This is a genomic window from Sandaracinobacter sp. T42, assembly GCF_059115405.1.
This window is the reverse complement of sequence record NZ_CM181101.1, coordinates 1,868,104-1,885,495: the sequence shown is the minus strand read 5'-3', so window position 1 is coordinate 1,885,495 and position 17,392 is coordinate 1,868,104. Positions and strand designations below refer to the sequence as shown.

Here is a 17,392-nt window from a genome sequence, read left to right as displayed (position 1 = left end):
CCCTCAGGCGGCCTTCGTGGCCGACGATTTCAGGCTGGAACGGATGGCGGCGCGGACCGCCTTCTTGTCCTCTCCCAGCGCTTCGTGAATGAGCTTGGCCTGTTCGGCCGCGTGACGGCGGGCGAGGCCCGTTGCCGTCGAGGCGGCGGCGGCGCGGCCGGCATAGACGGCGCGGCGGCCCAGCGCTTCCTCGATCAGCGGTTCCACGAAGAACCAGCTGCCCGCGTTCCTGGGCTCTTCCTGGCACCAGACCACCGTTTCCAGATTCGGGAAGCGGGCGGCATAGTCCGCGATGGCGTCGCCGGGGAACGGATAGATCTGTTCCACGCGCAGGATATAGACATCCTCGCGGCCCTGGGCGTCACGCTCGTCCGCGAGATCATAATAGACCTTGCCGGAACAGAGGATGAGCCGCTTCACCTTCGCCGGATCGGCGGGGGTGAGATCATCGAGGCAGCGGTGGAAGGTGGAACCTTCGCCCAGTTCGGCCAGCGACGAGACGGCGCGCTTGTGCCGCAGAAGCGACTTCGGCGTCATGATGATGAGAGGCTTGCGGAACGGCCGCAGCATCTGCCGGCGCAGGATGTGGAAGTAGTTGGCCGGAGTCGTGCAGTTGGCGACCTGCATATTGTCTTCAGCGCAGAGCTGGAGATAGCGCTCAAGGCGGGCGGAGCTGTGTTCCGGCCCCTGGCCTTCATAACCGTGCGGCAGCAGCATCACCAGGCCGTTGGCCCGCAGCCACTTCGCTTCGCCTGCCGCGATGAACTGGTCGATCATCACCTGCGCGCCGTTGGCGAAATCGCCGAACTGGGCTTCCCACATCACCAGCGTCTTTGGATCGGCCATGGCGAAGCCATATTCGAAGCCAAGAACGCCGAATTCAGACAGCGGACTGTCATAGACTTCGAAGAATCCGCCCAGATGCGCCAGCGGCGCATATTTCTGCCCGGTCTTCTGATCGACCCAGACGGCGTGGCGCTGGGAGAAGGTGCCGCGGCCGGAATCCTGACCTGACAGGCGGACACCGAACGGATCGGCCCCTTCGCTGACGAGGGTGCCGAAGGCGAGGCTTTCCGCCGTCGCCCAATCCAGCCCCTCGCCCGCTTCAACGGCCGCTTCGCGCGCCTTCACCACGCGTTCCAGCGTGCGGTGCATGGTAAAGCCTTCAGGTGCGCTGTGCAGCTTCGCCGCGATTTCCCTGAGGCGTGCGACGGGGACACCGGTATCCGCCGAACGGCGGGCGGTGACGGGATCCGCCGGCTGGTGCAGGCCCTGCCAGCGACCGCCGAACCATTCCGCCTTTTCCGGGCGGAAGCTACCAGCGGCTTCGAAATCGGCTTCGAGCCGATCGATGAAGGCCTTTTCCATGGCAGCGATATCATTGGCCGTGACCAGCCCTTCGGCCACCAGCCGTTCGCCATAGAGGGTAGCGACCGACTTGTGATCGCGGATCTTCGCGTACATCAGCGGCTGGGTGAAGGCCGGCTCGTCGCTTTCGTTGTGGCCGAAGCGGCGGTAGCACCACATGTCGATCACGACATCGCGGTTGAACTTCTGCCGGAATTCCGTGGCGACCTTCGTGGCGAAGGTGACGGCTTCCGGATCATCGCCACAGACATGGAAGATCGGCGCCTGCACCACCTTGCCCACATCCGAGGGATAGGGGCTGGAGCGCGCGAAGGCCGGGCTGGTGGTGAAACCGACCTGGTTGTTGACGATGAAATGGATGGTGCCGCCGGTGCTGTAGCCCGGCACGCCCGAGAAGCCGAAGCATTCCGCGACGATGCCCTGCCCCGCGAAGGCCGCATCGCCATGCAGAAGCACGGGCAGGACCTGATCCTGCAGTTCGTCGTTCGTCTGCCCCGGCTTTGCGGCGCCCTTCAGACGCTGGGTGGCCCGCACCTTGCCAAGCACCACGGGGTTCACGGCCTCGAGGTGGGAAGGGTTCGGGGTGAGCGACAGGTGGACGCGGTTGCCGTCGAATACCCGGTCGGTTGAGGCGCCGAGGTGATATTTCACATCGCCCGAGCCGCCGACATCGTCCGGATTGGAGGAGCCGCCCGAAAATTCGTGGAAGATGATGCGGAACGGCTTCTGCATCACGTTGGCCAGCACGTTCAGCCGGCCGCGGTGCGGCATGCCGATCACGATTTCGTTCACGCCCTGCGCGCCGCCCACCTTGATGATGGATTCGAGCGCCGGGATCGCGGCCTCGCCGCCCTCAAGACCGAAGCGCTTGGTGCCGACATATTTGCGGGCGAGGAACTTTTCGAACTGCTCCGCCTCGATCAGCTTGTTCAGGATCGCCTTCTTGCCCTCGGGCGTGAAGTGAATCTCCTTGTCGCGGCCCTCGATCCGCTCCTGCAGGAAGCGCCGCTCCTCCACATCGTTGATGTGCATATATTCGAGGCCGACATGGCCGCAGTAGTTGCGGCGCAGGATGGCGACGAGTTCGGAGACGGTGACGGTTTCGATACCGGCGAAAAGGCCGCCCAGATAGACGGTGCGGGCCGGATCATGGAGGCCATGATATTCCGGGGTGAGATCGGCCGGCAGCGGACGATCTGCCAGGCCCAGCGGATCCAGCGTGGCGGCGAGGTGCCCGCGCACCCGGTAGGTGCGGATCAGCATCGTCGCCTTCACCGTATCTTCGGCCGCGCGGCGCGCTTCATCCGAATTGGCGGCCGGTGCGGGCTTGCCGGCGGATCTCGCAACGGCGGCAGCCGCCTTGCCGGGCAGGCCGGCGTCCAGCGCCAGCGTCAGGTCGTCATCCGGCGTGATGGGCCAGTTCGGCCGCGCCCAGCTCGGGCGTGGCAGGGTGTCTGGGAAGCCCTGCTCGTCTTGCATCTTTCAAATCACCTATAGGAGCCTTCAAGCAGCAGATAGCGGTTGAGGACAGGTTCCTCAACCGCTTGTGCCGTCATCATGGCAGCCATGCGACCAAAGTCGACCGAACGCCCGGCCGGCCCGCAGGCGGCCGGGCATCCGGATCAGCCGTTCAGCACCGCCTTCAGCGTGCGGCCGAGTTCCGACGGGCTGGGGCTGACCGTGATCCCGGCCGATTCCATCGCCGCGATCTTGTCTTCCGCCTTGCCCTGACCACCGGACACGATCGCGCCGGCGTGGCCCATGCGGCGGCCCGGAGGCGCCGTGGTACCGGCGATGAAGCCGACCATCGGCTTCTTGCGGCCACGCTTCGCTTCGTCCTTCAGGAACTGGGCGGCTTCCTCTTCCGCGCTGCCGCCGATCTCGCCGATCATGATGATCGACTTGGTGGCGTCGTCGGCCAGGAAGAGCTCGAGCACGTCGATGAAATTGGTGCCGTTCACCGGATCGCCGCCGATGCCGACAGCCGTTGTCTGGCCCAGGCCTTCATTCGTGGTCTGGAACACGGCTTCGTAGGTGAGCGTGCCCGACCGCGAGACGACGCCGACCGACCCCTTCGAGAAGATGGAGCCCGGCATGATGCCGATCTTGCATTCGCCGGGCGTGAGGACGCCGGGGCAGTTCGGGCCGATGAGGCGCGACTTCGAGCCTTGCAGCGCACGCTTGACCGGCACCATGTCCAGCACGGGGATGCCTTCGGTGATGCACACGATCAGCGGAATTTCAGCCGCGATCGCCTCAAGGATGGCGTCGGCCGCGCCGAACGGCGGGACATAGACGACGGAGGCGTCGGCGCCGGTGGCTTCCTTCGCTTCCAGCACGGTGTCGAAAACGGGCAGGTTCAGGTGCGTGGACCCGCCCTTCCCCGGCGCGACGCCGCCCACCATCTGCGTGCCATAGGCGATGGCCGCCTCGGCGTGGAAGGTCCCCTGCTTGCCGGTGAAGCCCTGGGTGATGACCTTGGTGTTCTTGTTGACGAGAATGGACATGGTTCAGGCCACCTTCTTCACTTCGGCCACGATCTTGCGGGCTGCATCGCCCAGATCGTCTGCGGAGACGATGGGGAGGCCCGAACCGGCCAGGATTTCCTTGCCCAGTTCCACGTTCGTGCCTTCCAGGCGGACGACGAGCGGAACCGAGAGGTTCACTTCCTTCGCGGCCGCGATGATGCCTTCCGCGATGATGTCGCAGCGCATGATGCCGCCGAAGATGTTGACGAGGATGCCTTCCACCGCCGGATCGGCGAGGATCAGCTTGAACGCCGCCGTCACCTTCTCCTTGCTGGCGCCGCCGCCGACATCGAGGAAGTTGGCGGGTTCCGCGCCGTTCAGCTTGATGATGTCCATCGTGGCCATGGCGAGGCCGGCGCCGTTCACCAGGCAGCCGATGTTGCCATCCAGCTTGATGAAGGCGAGGTCGTACTTCGACGCTTCGACTTCGGCCGGATCCTCTTCCGTGAGGTCGCGCAGTTCGACGAGATCGGGATGGCGGCCGAGCGCGTTGGAATCGAAGCCCACCTTGGCGTCCAGCACCATCAGCTTGCCGTCGTCGGTGACGGCGAGCGGGTTGATCTCGATCTGCGAGGCATCGGTGCCGAGGAAGGCGGCATAGAGTTTCGCGGCGGTCGATTCCGCCTGCTTGGCGAGGTCGCCCGAAAGCCCCAGCGCCTTGGCGACGGTGCGGCCGTGGTGCGGCATCCAGCCGGTGGCCGGATCGATCGAGAAGGTCTTGATCTTCTCGGGCGTGTCATGGGCGACGGTTTCGATGTCCATGCCACCTTCGGTGGAAACCACGCAGGCGACGCGGCCGGTGGCGCGATCCACCAGGAACGCCAGGTAGAATTCCTGTGCGATATCGACGCCGTCGGTGATGTAGAGGCGCTGGACCTGCTTGCCGGCGGGGCCCGTCTGGATGGTGACGAGCGTGTTGCCCAGCATTTCCGCTGCGGCAACGCCCACTTCCTCGGCCGATTTCGCAAGGCGGACACCGCCCTTGGCTTCGGGCGGCAGTTCCTTGAACTTGCCCTTGCCGCGGCCGCCGGCATGGATCTGCGCCTTCACTACATAGAGCGGCCCGGGCAGTTGCTTCGAGGCCTCAACGGCTTCCTCGACGGAGAAGGCCGCGATGCCCTTCGGGATCGGCACGCCCCACTTGGCGAGCAGTTCCTTCGCCTGATATTCATGAATGTTCATCTGTTACCCCCTCAGGCCAGCGACGGCTCGATAGCCTTGCAGGCGACCAGCAGTTCCTTCACGGCATCGACCGAGACCTGGAAATTGGACTTGGCTTCCGCGTTCAGGGCGATTTCGGCGATGCGTTCCACGCCGCCCGCGCCGATCACCACCGGCACGCCGACGTAGAGATTGTCCACGCCATATTGCCCCGTCAGGTTGGCGGCGCAGGGCAGAAGGCGCTTCTGGTCCTTCAGATAGCTCTCCGCCATGGCGATGGCGGACGCCGCCGGGGCGTAATAGGCCGAGCCCGTCTTCAGGAGGCCGACGATCTCCCCGCCGCCGGAGCGGGTGCGGGCGACGATGGCCTCGATCTTTTCCTTGGTGGACCAGCCCATCTTGATGAGATCGGGAATGGGGATGCCGGCGACGGTGGAATATTCCACCACGGGCACCATGGTGTCGCCGTGGCCGCCCAGAACGAAGGCGGTCACGTCCTTCACCGACACGTTGAACTCTTCCGCGAGGAAGTGGCGGAAGCGGGCCGAATCCAGCACGCCGGCCATGCCGACGACCTTTTCGGCCGGAAGGCCGGAGAATTCGCGCAGCGCCCAGACCATCGCGTCAAGCGGGTTGGTGATGCAGATGACGAAGGCGTTCGGCGCATGGGCCTTGATGCCTTCACCCACGGCCTTCATGACCTTGAGATTGATGCCCAGCAGGTCGTCGCGGCTCATGCCCGGCTTGCGGGGGACGCCGGCCGTCACGATGCAGACATCCGCGCCGGCGATGTCGGCATAGTCGTTCGCGCCCTTCAGGGTCACGTCGAAGCCGTCGACGGGCGCCGATTGCGCGATGTCCAGAGCCTTGCCTTGCGGGGTGCCTTCGGCAATGTCGAACAGGACGACGTCGCCCAGTTCCTTCAGGCCGATCAGGTGGGCGAGTGTGCCGCCGATCATGCCAGCGCCGATAAGCGCAATCTTGCTGCGTGCCATGGTGATCCTCTTGGCCGGTGGATGTTGCAATTGCGAGGCACGCGATAGACCCCGGCTTTCGCAATGGTCAACCGGGCTTTGGTCTGAACCTGTTTCTAATGCGCGTCGGGCGGGGCATCCGCGAATGTGCCGGGCCGCTTCAGGAACAGCGGGATCAGGGCGGAACAGACGAAAATGGCCGACAGGATCAGGAAGGCATCCGCGATCGCCATCGTCAGTGCTTCCTTCTGGATGGAATGGGCGAGCGCGCGGACGGCAAAACCGTCGGGATCGGGCATCCCGCGCGACGTCGCCATACTGGCCATCATGTCGAGCCGCTCCGCGATTTCCGCGCGGCCGGGATTGGCCGACTCGGCAAGCCGGGCCTGGTGGAAATTGGTGCGGATCTGAAGGATGGTGTTGATGATGGCGATGCCCGCCGCGCCGCCCATGTTCCGGAAGAGCGTGAACAGGCCGGTGGAATCCTTGATCTGCGCCTGCGGCAGCGTGGCGAACGCCATCACGCTGACGGATACGATGCAGAACATGATGCCTGTTCCCCTGAGCGCCTGGGGCCAGAACAGTTCCCAGAAACGCCATTCGCTGGTGATGCCGCTGCCGAGCCAGGTGGATCCCGCAAGCAGCAGGAAGCCCATGGAAGCAAGCAGTCGGATATCGATCCGGGTGGAGAGAAACCCGCCCAGCGGCGCGCCGATCCCCATGAACAGGCCGGTGACGAAAACCGTCGTGCCGATCTGTTCGGAGGAAAGGCCCGCGACCCGGCCAAGGAACAGCGGATAGAGATAGACGAGGCCGTATAGGCCGATGCCGAACACCGCACCCATGCCGGCGCCAGCCGCGAAGTTCAGGTTGGTGAAGGGCTTCAGGCTGATGATCGGTTCCGCGGCATGATGGATCCGCCACCACAGCACCAAGGCCGCCAGCACCACCACGCCCGACATGGTGCGCACGGCTTCATCCTGGAACCACTGGCGCCGGGCGCCATCCTCCAGCACGAACACCAGCCCGCCGCACAGCAGCGACAGCGCGATCAGGCCGGGGACGTCGATCTTGCGCAACAGGCCATGATCCGGCCTGTCCGGCAGCTTCACCAGCAGCAGCACGCCCAACGTGATCAGCACGCCCGGCACCAGGTTGATGAGGAAGATCCAGTGCCAGCTGAACAGCCCCGTGAGCCAGCCGCCCAGCACCGGGCCGATGGTGGGGGCGAGGGTGACGATGAAGCTGATGATGACGGTGACCTTCGTCTGCCGTTCGCGGCCGAACAGCATGAAGCTGGCGGCATAGACCGTGGGGATCATCGCCCCGCCCACGAAGCCCTGGAAGGCACGGGCGGCGATCATCCCCTCGATCGTGGTGACCATCGCGCAGACGAGGCTGGCGGCGGTGAACAGCGCGCACGACAGGACGAACAGCATCCGGATGCCCAGCGCACGCGACAGGAAGCCCGACAGCGGGATCATCACCACCTCTGCGATGAGGTAGCTGGTCTGCACCCATGCGATCTCGTCGGCGGAGGCCGATAGCCCGGCCTGAATCTGGCCCAGCGACGCCGCGACGATCTGGATGTCGAGGATCGCCATGAACATGCCGAACGCCATCAGGATGAAGGCGATCAGGCTTGCGGTATCCGGGCCGCCGGTTGCCGGCGGCGCAGACGGCGCCTCCAGCGTGGCGGCGACGTTCATTCGCCCGGGGCTCGGCGCAGATCCACCCGCACTTCGGCGGAGGTTCCGGGCGTGAGGCGGACACCTTCGGGAAGCGGACGATCGAGCAGGATCTTCACAGGCACCCGCTGGACGATGCGGGTGAAGTTGCCCGTGGCATTTTCAGGCGGGATGATCGAGAAGCGCGAGCCGGACGCCGGCGAGAAGCTGTCGATCCGGCCCGTGAGCGGCTGGCCCGGGTAGGCATCCAGCTCCACCTCGACCGGCATTCCCGGTTTCATGCCGCGGATCTGCGTTTCCTTGAAGTTGGCGACGAGATAGGCTTGGGCGACCGGCACCACCACCATCAGCTGCTGGCCCTGCCGGGCGAACTGGCCGGGACGGACGGTGCGATTTCCGACCACCCCTTCATAGGGCGCGCGGATCACGGTGTTTTCCAGATCGAGCGCGGCTGCATCGCGCGCCGCGAGCGCGGCCTTCAGCGCGGCCCCTGCCCCGCCAGTGTCGGCGCTGGCGGCGTCACGCCCGGCCTCGGCCGCGGCGACGGCGGCCTCGCCCTGAACGACGGCTGCGGCAGCGGCCTCCGCCTCTGCCCGGCGGGCATCGACGGTGGCGCGGGTGGCGAAGCCCTGCTTCAGCAGGTTTTCGGCGCGGTCCGCATCCGCGGCCGCCCTGCGGGATCCGGCCTCTGCGGCGCGGAGCGAGGCCTGCGCCTCGGCGATCATTCGCGACTGGGCGACGGCGCGGGCCCCGGCCGCGCCCCGCGCGCGGGCAAGCTGCTCCACCTGCGCTTCCGCCTTCGCCAGCGCGGCGCGATAATCGGCATCGACGATGTGCACGAGCGGATCACCCGCCTTCACCGGCTGGTTGTCCGTCACGTCGACGCGGGCGACATAGCCGGGCACCTTGGCCGCGATGACGGCAATGTCGGCTTCGACATAGGCGTTGTCGGTGGACTGCCAGTGCCGGCCTTCCAGATACCACCAGAGCCCGAACCCGGCCGCCAGCAGCGCAAGCACGCCGAGCACCAAGGGAAAGATGTTGCTGCGCAGTCGATCCATGACGAAAACCTAGGTTGCGCGCACGGCGCGGGGAACTGGCGAAAAGCAGGCTGGCAGCCGGCAATTAGCGGCAATTCGGGTTTCTGAGCGAGACTCGAATTACGGGGCGACAATATGCGGCACCCTTCGTGCCGACAACCCCGCATTGATGCGCTTCAACCGCGCCGGATCAGACGCGTAGGCCGTGCCCTTCCGCGAGATAATCCGCCGACTGCATTTCCATCAGGCGCGAAACCGTCCGCTCGAACTCGAAGCGGCCGTCGCCCTGTTCGTAGAGCTGATGTGGCGGGGCATCGGCGGCGATCAGCAGCTTGCAGCGCCATTCGTAGAGCGCGTCGATGAGCGTGACGAAGCGGCTGGCCTCGTTGCGGTTTTCTGGGCCGAGCTTCGGCACGCCGACAAGGATGACCGTGTGATAGGCCCGCGCGACCGCCAGATAGTCGGCGGCCCCCCTCGCCTCTCCGCAGAGCTTGCGGAAGGAGAATACGGCGACGCCCTTCAGGCTTTTCGGCACCTGCAGGATGCGGCCGCCGCCGACATCCAGTTCGGCAGCAGGCACATGGGCGCGATCCTCCACCGGGAAATCCGTCAGGCGGAAGAAGAGTTCGGAGAGCGCCTTCGTCGCCTCGGGCCCGTTCGGGCTGTAATAGGTGGGCATCCCACCCATGCGGTGCAGCCGGTAATCGGTGGGGCCGTCCAGCGGGATCACCTGAAGTTCCCGCTGGATCAGGTCGATGAAGGGCAGGAACAGTTCCCGGCTGAGGCCATCCTTGTAGAGATCGACAGGCGGGCGGTTCGAGGTGGCGACCACGGTGACCCCTGACGCCAGCAGGGCCGTGAACAGGCGGGACAGGATCATCGCATCGGCGATGTTGGTCACCTGCAACTCGTCGAAGCAGAGCAGCCTGGCTTCATCGGCCCAGCTTTTCGCGACCGCCGGCAATGGATCGCCCGGATCGGACTGCCGGCGGGCGAAGATGCGGGCGTGGGTTTCCAGCATGAACTGGTGGAAGTGGATGCGCTTGCGCGGTTCGACCGCCACATGGGTGAAGAACAGGTCCATCAGCATGGACTTGCCCCGCCCCACCCCGCCCCAGAGATAGAGGCCCTGCGGCGCGGGGGCGGGATTGCCGCCGAACAGCTTTCGCAGAAGACCCGGCTTCCGGGCCGGCTGCTCCAGCCTGTGGGCGAGCGTGTCGAGCCGGTCCGCGACGGAGGCCTGCGCCTGATCGGGGCGCAGTTCACCCGACGCGACGAGCGCGTCATAAGCCTTGCGGATCCGGCTCACTGGTTCCGGGGAACCTTGCGCAACAGGCCGTGCCACTGGCAGACGATGCTTACGCCATCATCCTGCGTGAGCGTGCCCGCAACCCAGACGAGCTTGCCGGTTTCCTTCACCACATGGCCGCGACCTTCCAGCAGTTTGCCGACATGGCCTGCGCCCATGAAATCAGTGGAGCATTGCAGCGTGACGCCCGCCGACTGCTGGAGCTGATGGCGGATGGTGGCGAACATGGTGACGTCGATGAAGGCCATCAGGAAACCGCCGTGCAGGAAACCCAGGCCGTTCGCATGTTTGCGCGAAGTTTCGATGCAGGCGAGGATGCCGGGGGGTTCATCCCGGTAATAGACGTCGCCCAGCCCGTCGACGAACCGGCCCTCGGGCTTCGCATGCCATGCGCGCCAGCCCTTCCAGGGGCCGTCTTCCACCAGTGATGCTGCCATGGAACCGGCCTAGCGGCGAGGGCGCGCGCCCGCAAGAACCCCGGCAAACAGGCTATTTCTTTGCCGAGAGCCGGGCCTTCTGCACGGAGGGTTGCGCTGGCGCCACGCTGACCAGCCGGATGCTGCTGCCTTGCGTGAGGGCGATCGGCTGCTGAGCTGTGATGACGGGCGATGCGGCGGGCCGGGCGGCCTGGAGCTGCGGGCGCGGCTTCGGCTGGGAACAGGCCCCGACCAGCGCGAGCGTTGCGGCGGCGAGCGGGAAAATGGCAGCGGAGCTGCCGACGCGACCGGACATGAGCGACCCCCTTTGGGTTTATTGTCGTTGACCGGCAGGATGACTTATCCGGGCAAAGAGGTTAACGGCCCGGTGATTCCCGCTGGCGACAATAATGCACAGTCTGGCGCAACCCCCTTGGAACAAGGGGGGAAATCTCAGGCTGCGGCCTTCACCGGGAAGCAATCGAAACCGGCTGCGGCGGCATGGGCGCACAGCGCAATCGCCTCTGAGCGGCTGTTGACGCCCTTGACCTGAAGGCGCGTGAGCGACTGGCCTGGAACCGGTTCGAAATGGGGGGTCATCGCCCCGACCTGAGGACTGCGCGACTGGATGTCCGCCCAGGCCTTTTCGGCACCGGCGCGGGATCCGAAGGCCCCCAGCTGAATGCGCCAGCCGCCGGGAATCGCCGGTTCGGCGACAGGCATTGCCAGCAGCCCGCGCGCGGCGACAGCCAGCTGGGGCGTGGTGAAAGGCCGGTCGAGGCTGGCGAGCGCCTCCTCGGCCCAGAGGTGCCGTTCATCCGGGGTGGCGGCGATGGCGCGCTTCACCTGTGCGGCGGCAGCGTCGCAGAAGGCGGCCTGTGCGGTGGGTGAAGCGAAATGATTGTAGAGCTTCGTCATGTCGGAATCGAGCGCGCGCTGCCAGTTGCCGCCCTTCGCGCGATAATCGGCAGTCAGTGCCGCGTAAGCTTCGGCCAGCAGCGCCTTCTTCGCCTTCAGGAAGGTGTTGTAATCGGTGACGATGCCCGGCCCGACGCGCTGGGCGCAGCTGAGCGCCGCGACGTTCAGCCCTGCACGGAGGTGCCACACGGTTTCCAGCGGATCGAGATTCTGGTGGATCGGGGACAGCGGCGCGGGCGCGGGCGCCGGGCGGGAGGGTTCCGGCGGGGGGCTGGGTGCGCGGGTTGAACAGGCCGCGAGCGCGAGTGCCAGCATTGCAATCGCGGTAAACCTTGCCTGACGCATAAATCCCCCCTCTGTTTGCGGATCGTTTAGGCGGACGGGCGGGCGCGCGGCAAGTGGGAGCCCGACGCTTCGGACGGCCGACAGCCGCGCTGATGAGCCGCCTTCACGAGAGGGGGGGAGAATGGAAAAAGGCGGGCCGGGCCCGCCTTCTTCACATGCCGCGGCGATGGATGCCGTCAGTTCCGGCGACTGCCGCACGATCCCGGCCGAGACCGGATGCAAGCGTCGCGCGCCGGGCCTGTCAGACTGCGCGCGCCACCATCATCTTCTTGATCTCCGCGATTGCCTTGGCCGGGTTCAGGCCCTTGGGGCAGACGTTCGCGCAGTTCATGATGGTGTGGCAGCGATAGAGGCGGAACGGATCCTCCAGCGCGTCCAGTCGCTCGCCCGTCATCTCGTCGCGGCTGTCGGCCAGCCAGCGATAGGCCTGAAGCAGGATCGCCGGGCCCAGGAAGCGGTCCGAGTTCCACCAGTAGCTGGGGCAGGAGGTGGAGCAGCAGGCGCACAGGATGCACTCGTACAGGCCGTCGAGCTTCTCCCGGTCAGCCGGGGACTGGATCCGTTCGGCAAGCGCAGGCTCTGGCGTGACGGTCTGCAGCCAGGGCTTGATGCTGGCATATTGCGCATAGAAATGCGTCATGTCGGGCACGAGGTCCTTCACGACTTCCATGTGCGGAAGCGGCGTGATGGTGATGTCGCCCTTCACATCCTCGATCGCCATGGTGCAGGCGAGCGTGTTGGAGCCGTCGATGTTCATCGCGCACGAGCCGCAGATGCCTTCCCGGCACGAGCGGCGGAAAGTGAGCGTGGGATCGACTTCCGACTTGATCTTGATCAGCGCATCCAGAACCATCGGCCCGCAATCCGCGAGATCGATGGTGTAGCTGTCGTACCGCGGGTTCTGCCCGTCATCGGGGGACCAGCGATAGATCTTGAAGGTGCGGGGACGCTGTGCACCGGCGGGGGCCGGATAGGATTTGCCCTTACCGGTGATGCGGCTGTTCGCAGGGAGTTGGAATTCTGCCATATAACCCTCAGTAAACCCGCGCTTTTGGCTTGATGTACTCTACCTCTTCGGTGAGCGTGTAGGTGTGCACCGGCCGGCTGTCGAGCTTCACCTCGCCGCCGTTGCCGCCCCAGCCTTCGAACCAGCTGATCGTGTGCTTCATCCAGTTTTCGTCATCCCGGTTGGGATAATCCTCGTGCATGTGGGCGCCGCGGCTTTCCTTGCGGGCGAGCGCGCCCCGGATGGTGCACTGGGCCTGGCTGATCAGGTTATCCAGTTCCAGCGTTTCGATGAGGTCGGTGTTCCAGATCAGCGAGCGATCGGTCACCTGGATGTCCTGCATGCTGGCATAGACGCCGTTCATCAGCTCCACGCCTTCGGCCATCAGTTCGTCGGTGCGGAACACGGCGCAATGCTTCTGCATCGTCTTCTGCATCTTCAGCCGGATATCCGCCGTGGGCGTGCCGCCCTTCGCGTTGCGGAAGTGATCGAGCCGGGTGAGCGCGAAATCGGCCGAATCCTTTGGCAGCGGCTTGTGCGCGGTGCCGGGTTTCACGATTTCCGCGATGCGGTGGCCGGTGGCGCGGCCGAACACGACAAGGTCGATCAGGCTGTTGGAGCCCAGGCGGTTGGCGCCATGCACCGACACGCAGGCCGCCTCGCCCACCGCGAACAGGCCGGGCACCACATGATCCGGGTTGCCATCCTTCAGGGTGACGACTTCGCCATGATAATTGGTGGGGATGCCGCCCATGTTGTAATGGACCGTCGGCACCACAGGCAGCGGCTGGCGGGTCAGATCGACGCCGGCGAAGATCTTGCCGGTTTCGGTGATGCCCGGAAGCCGTTCGTGCAGGATCTTCGGATCGATGTGATCGAGGTGCAGGAAGATGTGGTCACCTTCCTTGCCCACGCCACGGCCTTCGCGGATTTCCATCGCCATCGAGCGCGAGACGACATCGCGGGACGCGAGATCCTTGGCGCTGGGGGCATAGCGTTCCATGAAGCGCTCACCCTGCGAGTTGGTGAGGTAGCCGCCCTCGCCGCGCGCGCCTTCGGTGATGAGAACGCCCGCGCCGTAGATGCCCGTGGGGTGGAACTGCACGAATTCCAGATCCTGCAGCGGAAGCCCCGCGCGCAGCACCATGCCGCCACCGTCTCCGGTGCAGGTGTGGGCCGACGTGGCGGAGAAATAGCAGCGGCCATAGCCGCCCGTCGCAAGCACCGTCGCGTGGCTGCGGAAGCGGTGGATGGAGCCATCCGCCATGCAGATTGCGATCACGCCCCGGCATTCGCCGCCTTCCATGATCAGGTCGATGGCGAAATATTCGATGTAGAAGTCCGCGTCATACTTCAGGCTCTGCTGATAGAGCGCGTGAAGCATGGCGTGGCCGGTGCGGTCCGCCGCGGCGCAGGTGCGCTGGGCGGCAGGGCCCGCGCCCATGTTCTGCATCATACCGCCGAACGGGCGCTGGTAGATCTTGCCTTCCGTGGTGCGGCTGAAGGGCACGCCGGCATGTTCCAGTTCGTAGACGGCAGCCGGCGCTTCGCGCACCATATATTCGATCGCGTCCTGGTCCCCCAGCCAGTCCGACCCCTTCACGGTGTCGTACATGTGCCAGGTCCAGTGATCGGGGCCCATGTTGCCCAGCGCCGCCGCGATGCCGCCCTGCGCCGCCACGGTATGGCTGCGGGTGGGGAACACCTTGGTGATGCAGGCCGTCTTCAGGCCGGTTTCCGCGATGCCCATGGTGGCGCGCAGGCCCGAGCCGCCCGCGCCGACGACGACGGCATCATAGGTGTGGTCGATGATCTTGTAGGCGTCGGCCATCTCAGGCTCCGAAAGCGATGCGGGCGATGGAGAAGAACGCGATCGCCCCCACGCCCAGAATGAAGAAGTTGAGAGCGACGATGGCGAGCAGCTTCAGCCCTTCGCCATGCACATAGTCCTCGATCAGCACCTGGACGCCCAGGCGGGCGTGCCAGAAGGCCGACACGGTGAGCAGCAGCAGCGGAACCGCGACCAGCGGCTGGCCGACCCAGGCGACGACGCTGCTGTGATCAAGGTTCGGCAGCAGGATCAGCGATGCGACAAACCACACGGCCAGCGCGAAGGTGCCGACGGCGGTGACACGTTGCAGCCACCAGTGATGCACGCCCGATTTCGCGCTGCCGAGGCCGCGAACCTGCTTGAGTCCGGATGCGCTCTGGAACTTGCCGGCCATCAGAAGGCTCCCTTGCCGTACAGGATGACGCCCCAGAAGGTGGCGGAGAGAAGCACCGAGCCCACCCATGTCCAGGTGGCGCTGGCCTTCGCGACGCCCAGTTCATAGCCCCAGCCGGTGTCCATCAGCAGGTGGCGGATGCCGGAGAGGAGATGCTGGAAGAAGGCCCAGCTGAGGCCGACCCAGAGAACCCAGCCGAAGATGCTGCCGGCAAACGCCTGGAACGTCTCGTAAGCCTCCCGGGAGGTGGCGGCGGCGGCCAGCCACCAGGCAAAGGCGCCGAGACCCGCGAAGGCGAGCCCGTTGCCGGTGATCCGGTGGGTGATGGATGTGATCGCATGCACCCGCCATTTCCAGATGGAGAGGTGCGGCGACAGCGGACGGCTAGCCATTGGCCCTTGTGATCCCTTCTATCCCCTTATCGCAGGCTGCATTGATGCGAATTCGGTCGTATTGCAACAGCGGAGGTCCCGCACGGCGCGCTTGCCTGATGACTGTGGCAGCCATGCCGCTGTTGCATGGCGACTGTCCTATTCCCGTCCATTCCGCCCGGGCTCCGCCTCTTCCGCCTCGTTGGCGCCGCACTGGAGCAGGATGGTCCGTTCCAGCGCCGCATAGCGATGCACGAGCCCGTCACGGTAGGTTTCGTCGGCCATCATCGCCAGGAAATGCTGCCGCGAAGGATAGCGCACGATCAGCATCCTGTCCCAGTCTCCGTCCGCGTCGGAGCCGGCGAGGATGCGCATGGCCGGGCCATCATACAGCGGCCGGGCCTGACTGATGGCGCCGACCGTCTTGGTGAAAAGGCGTTCGTAGCGGGCATAGGCTTCCGCGCCCGTCGATCCCTCGTCCGGATGGCCGGCCGGATAATCCGCCCGTTCCCTGAACTTCAGCAGGTTCAGCATCACCACGGGACCATCCGGGCCGTTGTCACGGAGATCACGGATCCGATCGCCAGTCGGGTCGATGTCTGCGTGGTAATTGGCGGGCGGGAAGCTCATGCGATATCCCTTTCCGCGAGGCGCGAGAAGGTCGCGTAGCGGGGATTGTCGACCGACAGCCGGGCGAGCACCCCCTGCCGGATCGCCACGAGCAGCCCCTTGTCCATCGGATCGAGCGCGCCGGACCTGAGCCCCTCGCAAAGGGCGTCCGCCCCGCCGAAGGGGGCGAGCGCCCGTTCCTCCGCCGCATCGGGCTGTTGCGCGAGTTCGCGCGTGACGATGGCGAGCGCGTTTCCGGCGACCTTGGCGTGGAAGGCGAGCCGGCCCTTCAGTTCCCCTTCGGCCTCTTTCAGGAACAGCTGCACGGCTTCGATCAGCTGGGTTGCGGTTGGGTGGCTCATCTAAAGCTCTCCGAACGCGAGGAGGTAGGTGAGGTCCGCAGCGACTTCCGTGACGCGGCGGCCGATGGCGGCGCGTTCCACCGAGGGAACCCGGCCAGAGACATGATCATCCGCCAGTTGCAGGCAACTCATGCCCCATTTCAGATTGCCATAGACTTCCCAGATGTGAAGCTCTTCCGAGCTGACGCCGCCGCCATAGGCTTCCAGCAGCGCCTCCCGCCTGCCGAAGCCGCCGACGGGTAGCTGCCACTGGCCGAAGCGCCAGGCCTGGACGCACAGCCAGCCAAGATCTTCCGCCGGAACCGAGAGGTGCGTCAGCTCCCAGTCGAGAACGGCGGTCAGGCCATCGGCGCCGACAAGAAAGTTGCCCGAGCGGAAGTCGCCATGGACGAGGCAGGTCGCCGGGGTGACGGGCATGCGCGGACGGAGCCAGGCGAAGGCGAGATCATAGGCCGGCACGTTCACGCCGATGCGGCGGTACCAGCCGAACATGTCATCCAGCAGCTCAAGGCCGGACCCGCGTTTCAGCGGCAGATCGGCCCAGTGGCCGACGGGGGCGGAATGCAGCTTCGCCAGCGCCTCTGCGCACTGGGCCGTCAGCAGCTCCCGCGCGGCGGCATATTCGGGCTGCCGCAGCCAGCGCGGCGCGAGCGCTTCGCCCGCGACAAGTTCGGTGACCGCGCCATCGCCGAGATCGTCTTCCTCGACGGTGGTGGCGATCACACGGGCGACCGGCACGCCCAGCCCGCCGGCGCGGGTCTGCACCTCTGCCTGCACGCGGCGGGAAATGCCGTTTCCATTCTGGCCGGCGGTGCGCTGGAAGATCAGCTGCCGCAGGCCGCAGCCATCCTCCACCTCCACCCGGTAGGTGGCGCTGGAGGCGCCGCCCGACAGCTGGACGACTTCGCCCACCTGGATGGATTCGCCAAGCCCCCGCGAAATCAGCGCCTGAAGGGCCGGCTTTCCCTCTTTCGCCGGATCAAGCACGGGATAATCCCGAATTGACAGGCATATGCCTTTGCCGCCACCGCTTCAGAGACATGGCTCCCCTTCCCTTTTCCTCTGCGCCAAG

General features: G+C 65.8%; 17 protein-coding genes. All 17 read right to left on the bottom strand.

Features of this window, described 5'->3' with window-relative positions:
- Positions 1-3: 3 nt before the first annotated feature.
- The 17 genes from ACW9TV_RS09150 to ACW9TV_RS09070 all read right to left on the bottom strand — a co-directional run bounded on the left by ACW9TV_RS09150 (position 4) and on the right by ACW9TV_RS09070 (position 17,307).
- On the bottom strand, positions 4-2,847 hold the full coding sequence (locus tag ACW9TV_RS09150; protein ID WP_494303174.1) for a 2-oxoglutarate dehydrogenase E1 component: 2,844 nt from the start codon (positions 2,845-2,847) through the stop codon (positions 4-6).
- A 143-nt stretch (positions 2,848-2,990) separates the two neighbouring features.
- The gene (sucD, locus tag ACW9TV_RS09145) at positions 2,991-3,875 is read right to left on the bottom strand and encodes a succinate--CoA ligase subunit alpha (protein ID WP_494303173.1); all 885 of its coding nucleotides are present in this window, start codon (positions 3,873-3,875) and stop codon (positions 2,991-2,993) included.
- A gap of 3 nt (positions 3,876-3,878) precedes the next feature.
- Positions 3,879-5,078, bottom strand: coding sequence for an ADP-forming succinate--CoA ligase subunit beta (gene sucC / locus ACW9TV_RS09140; RefSeq protein WP_494303172.1), 1,200 nt, complete (start codon positions 5,076-5,078; stop codon positions 3,879-3,881).
- An 11-nt stretch (positions 5,079-5,089) separates the two neighbouring features.
- Positions 5,090-6,052 (bottom strand): malate dehydrogenase, encoded by a 963-nt coding sequence (mdh, locus tag ACW9TV_RS09135; RefSeq protein ID WP_494303171.1) that lies wholly within the window; start codon positions 6,050-6,052, stop codon positions 5,090-5,092.
- A 95-nt stretch (positions 6,053-6,147) separates the two neighbouring features.
- The gene (locus ACW9TV_RS09130) at positions 6,148-7,740 is read right to left on the bottom strand and encodes a DHA2 family efflux MFS transporter permease subunit (protein WP_494303170.1); all 1,593 of its coding nucleotides are present in this window, start codon (positions 7,738-7,740) and stop codon (positions 6,148-6,150) included.
- Positions 7,737-8,780 carry an HlyD family secretion protein gene (locus ACW9TV_RS09125; RefSeq protein ID WP_494303169.1) on the bottom strand — a complete coding sequence of 348 codons (1,044 nt, stop codon included), beginning with the start codon at positions 8,778-8,780 and terminating at the stop codon, positions 7,737-7,739. Before ACW9TV_RS09125 ends, ACW9TV_RS09130 begins: the two co-directional genes overlap by 4 nt.
- A gap of 169 nt (positions 8,781-8,949) precedes the next feature.
- A complete protein-coding gene (zapE, locus tag ACW9TV_RS09120; protein WP_494303168.1) occupies positions 8,950-10,068 on the bottom strand; it encodes a cell division protein ZapE in 1,119 nt (372 codons plus the stop codon).
- Entirely contained in the window at positions 10,065-10,505 is a 441-nt protein-coding gene (locus tag ACW9TV_RS09115) for a PaaI family thioesterase (RefSeq protein WP_494303167.1), read from the bottom strand. Before ACW9TV_RS09115 ends, zapE begins: the two co-directional genes overlap by 4 nt.
- A 52-nt stretch (positions 10,506-10,557) precedes the next feature.
- A complete protein-coding gene (locus ACW9TV_RS09110; RefSeq protein WP_494303166.1) occupies positions 10,558-10,800 on the bottom strand; it encodes a hypothetical protein in 243 nt (80 codons plus the stop codon).
- Between the two features lie 137 nt (positions 10,801-10,937).
- Positions 10,938-11,747, bottom strand: coding sequence for an SPOR domain-containing protein (locus tag ACW9TV_RS09105; protein WP_494303165.1), 810 nt, complete (start codon positions 11,745-11,747; stop codon positions 10,938-10,940).
- Positions 11,748-11,988: 241 nt separating this feature from the next.
- Positions 11,989-12,774, bottom strand: coding sequence for a succinate dehydrogenase iron-sulfur subunit (locus tag ACW9TV_RS09100; protein ID WP_494303164.1), 786 nt, complete (start codon positions 12,772-12,774; stop codon positions 11,989-11,991).
- Positions 12,775-12,781: 7 nt separating this feature from the next.
- A complete protein-coding gene (gene sdhA / locus ACW9TV_RS09095; protein ID WP_494303163.1) occupies positions 12,782-14,584 on the bottom strand; it encodes a succinate dehydrogenase flavoprotein subunit in 1,803 nt (600 codons plus the stop codon).
- A gap of 1 nt (position 14,585) precedes the next feature.
- Entirely contained in the window at positions 14,586-14,978 is a 393-nt protein-coding gene (gene sdhD, locus ACW9TV_RS09090) for a succinate dehydrogenase, hydrophobic membrane anchor protein (protein WP_494303162.1), read from the bottom strand.
- On the bottom strand, positions 14,978-15,370 hold the full coding sequence (gene sdhC, locus ACW9TV_RS09085) for a succinate dehydrogenase, cytochrome b556 subunit (RefSeq protein WP_494303161.1): 393 nt from the start codon (positions 15,368-15,370) through the stop codon (positions 14,978-14,980). Before sdhC ends, sdhD begins: the two co-directional genes overlap by 1 nt.
- A gap of 138 nt (positions 15,371-15,508) precedes the next feature.
- A complete protein-coding gene (locus ACW9TV_RS09080; protein WP_494303160.1) occupies positions 15,509-15,979 on the bottom strand; it encodes a DUF1330 domain-containing protein in 471 nt (156 codons plus the stop codon).
- On the bottom strand, positions 15,976-16,320 hold the full coding sequence (locus tag ACW9TV_RS09075) for a DUF6285 domain-containing protein (protein ID WP_494303159.1): 345 nt from the start codon (positions 16,318-16,320) through the stop codon (positions 15,976-15,978). Before ACW9TV_RS09075 ends, ACW9TV_RS09080 begins: the two co-directional genes overlap by 4 nt.
- Positions 16,321-17,307: a phosphotransferase family protein gene (locus ACW9TV_RS09070; protein WP_494303158.1), complete on the bottom strand. Its 987-nt coding sequence runs from the start codon at positions 17,305-17,307 to the stop codon at positions 16,321-16,323.
- Positions 17,308-17,392 lie beyond the last annotated feature (85 nt).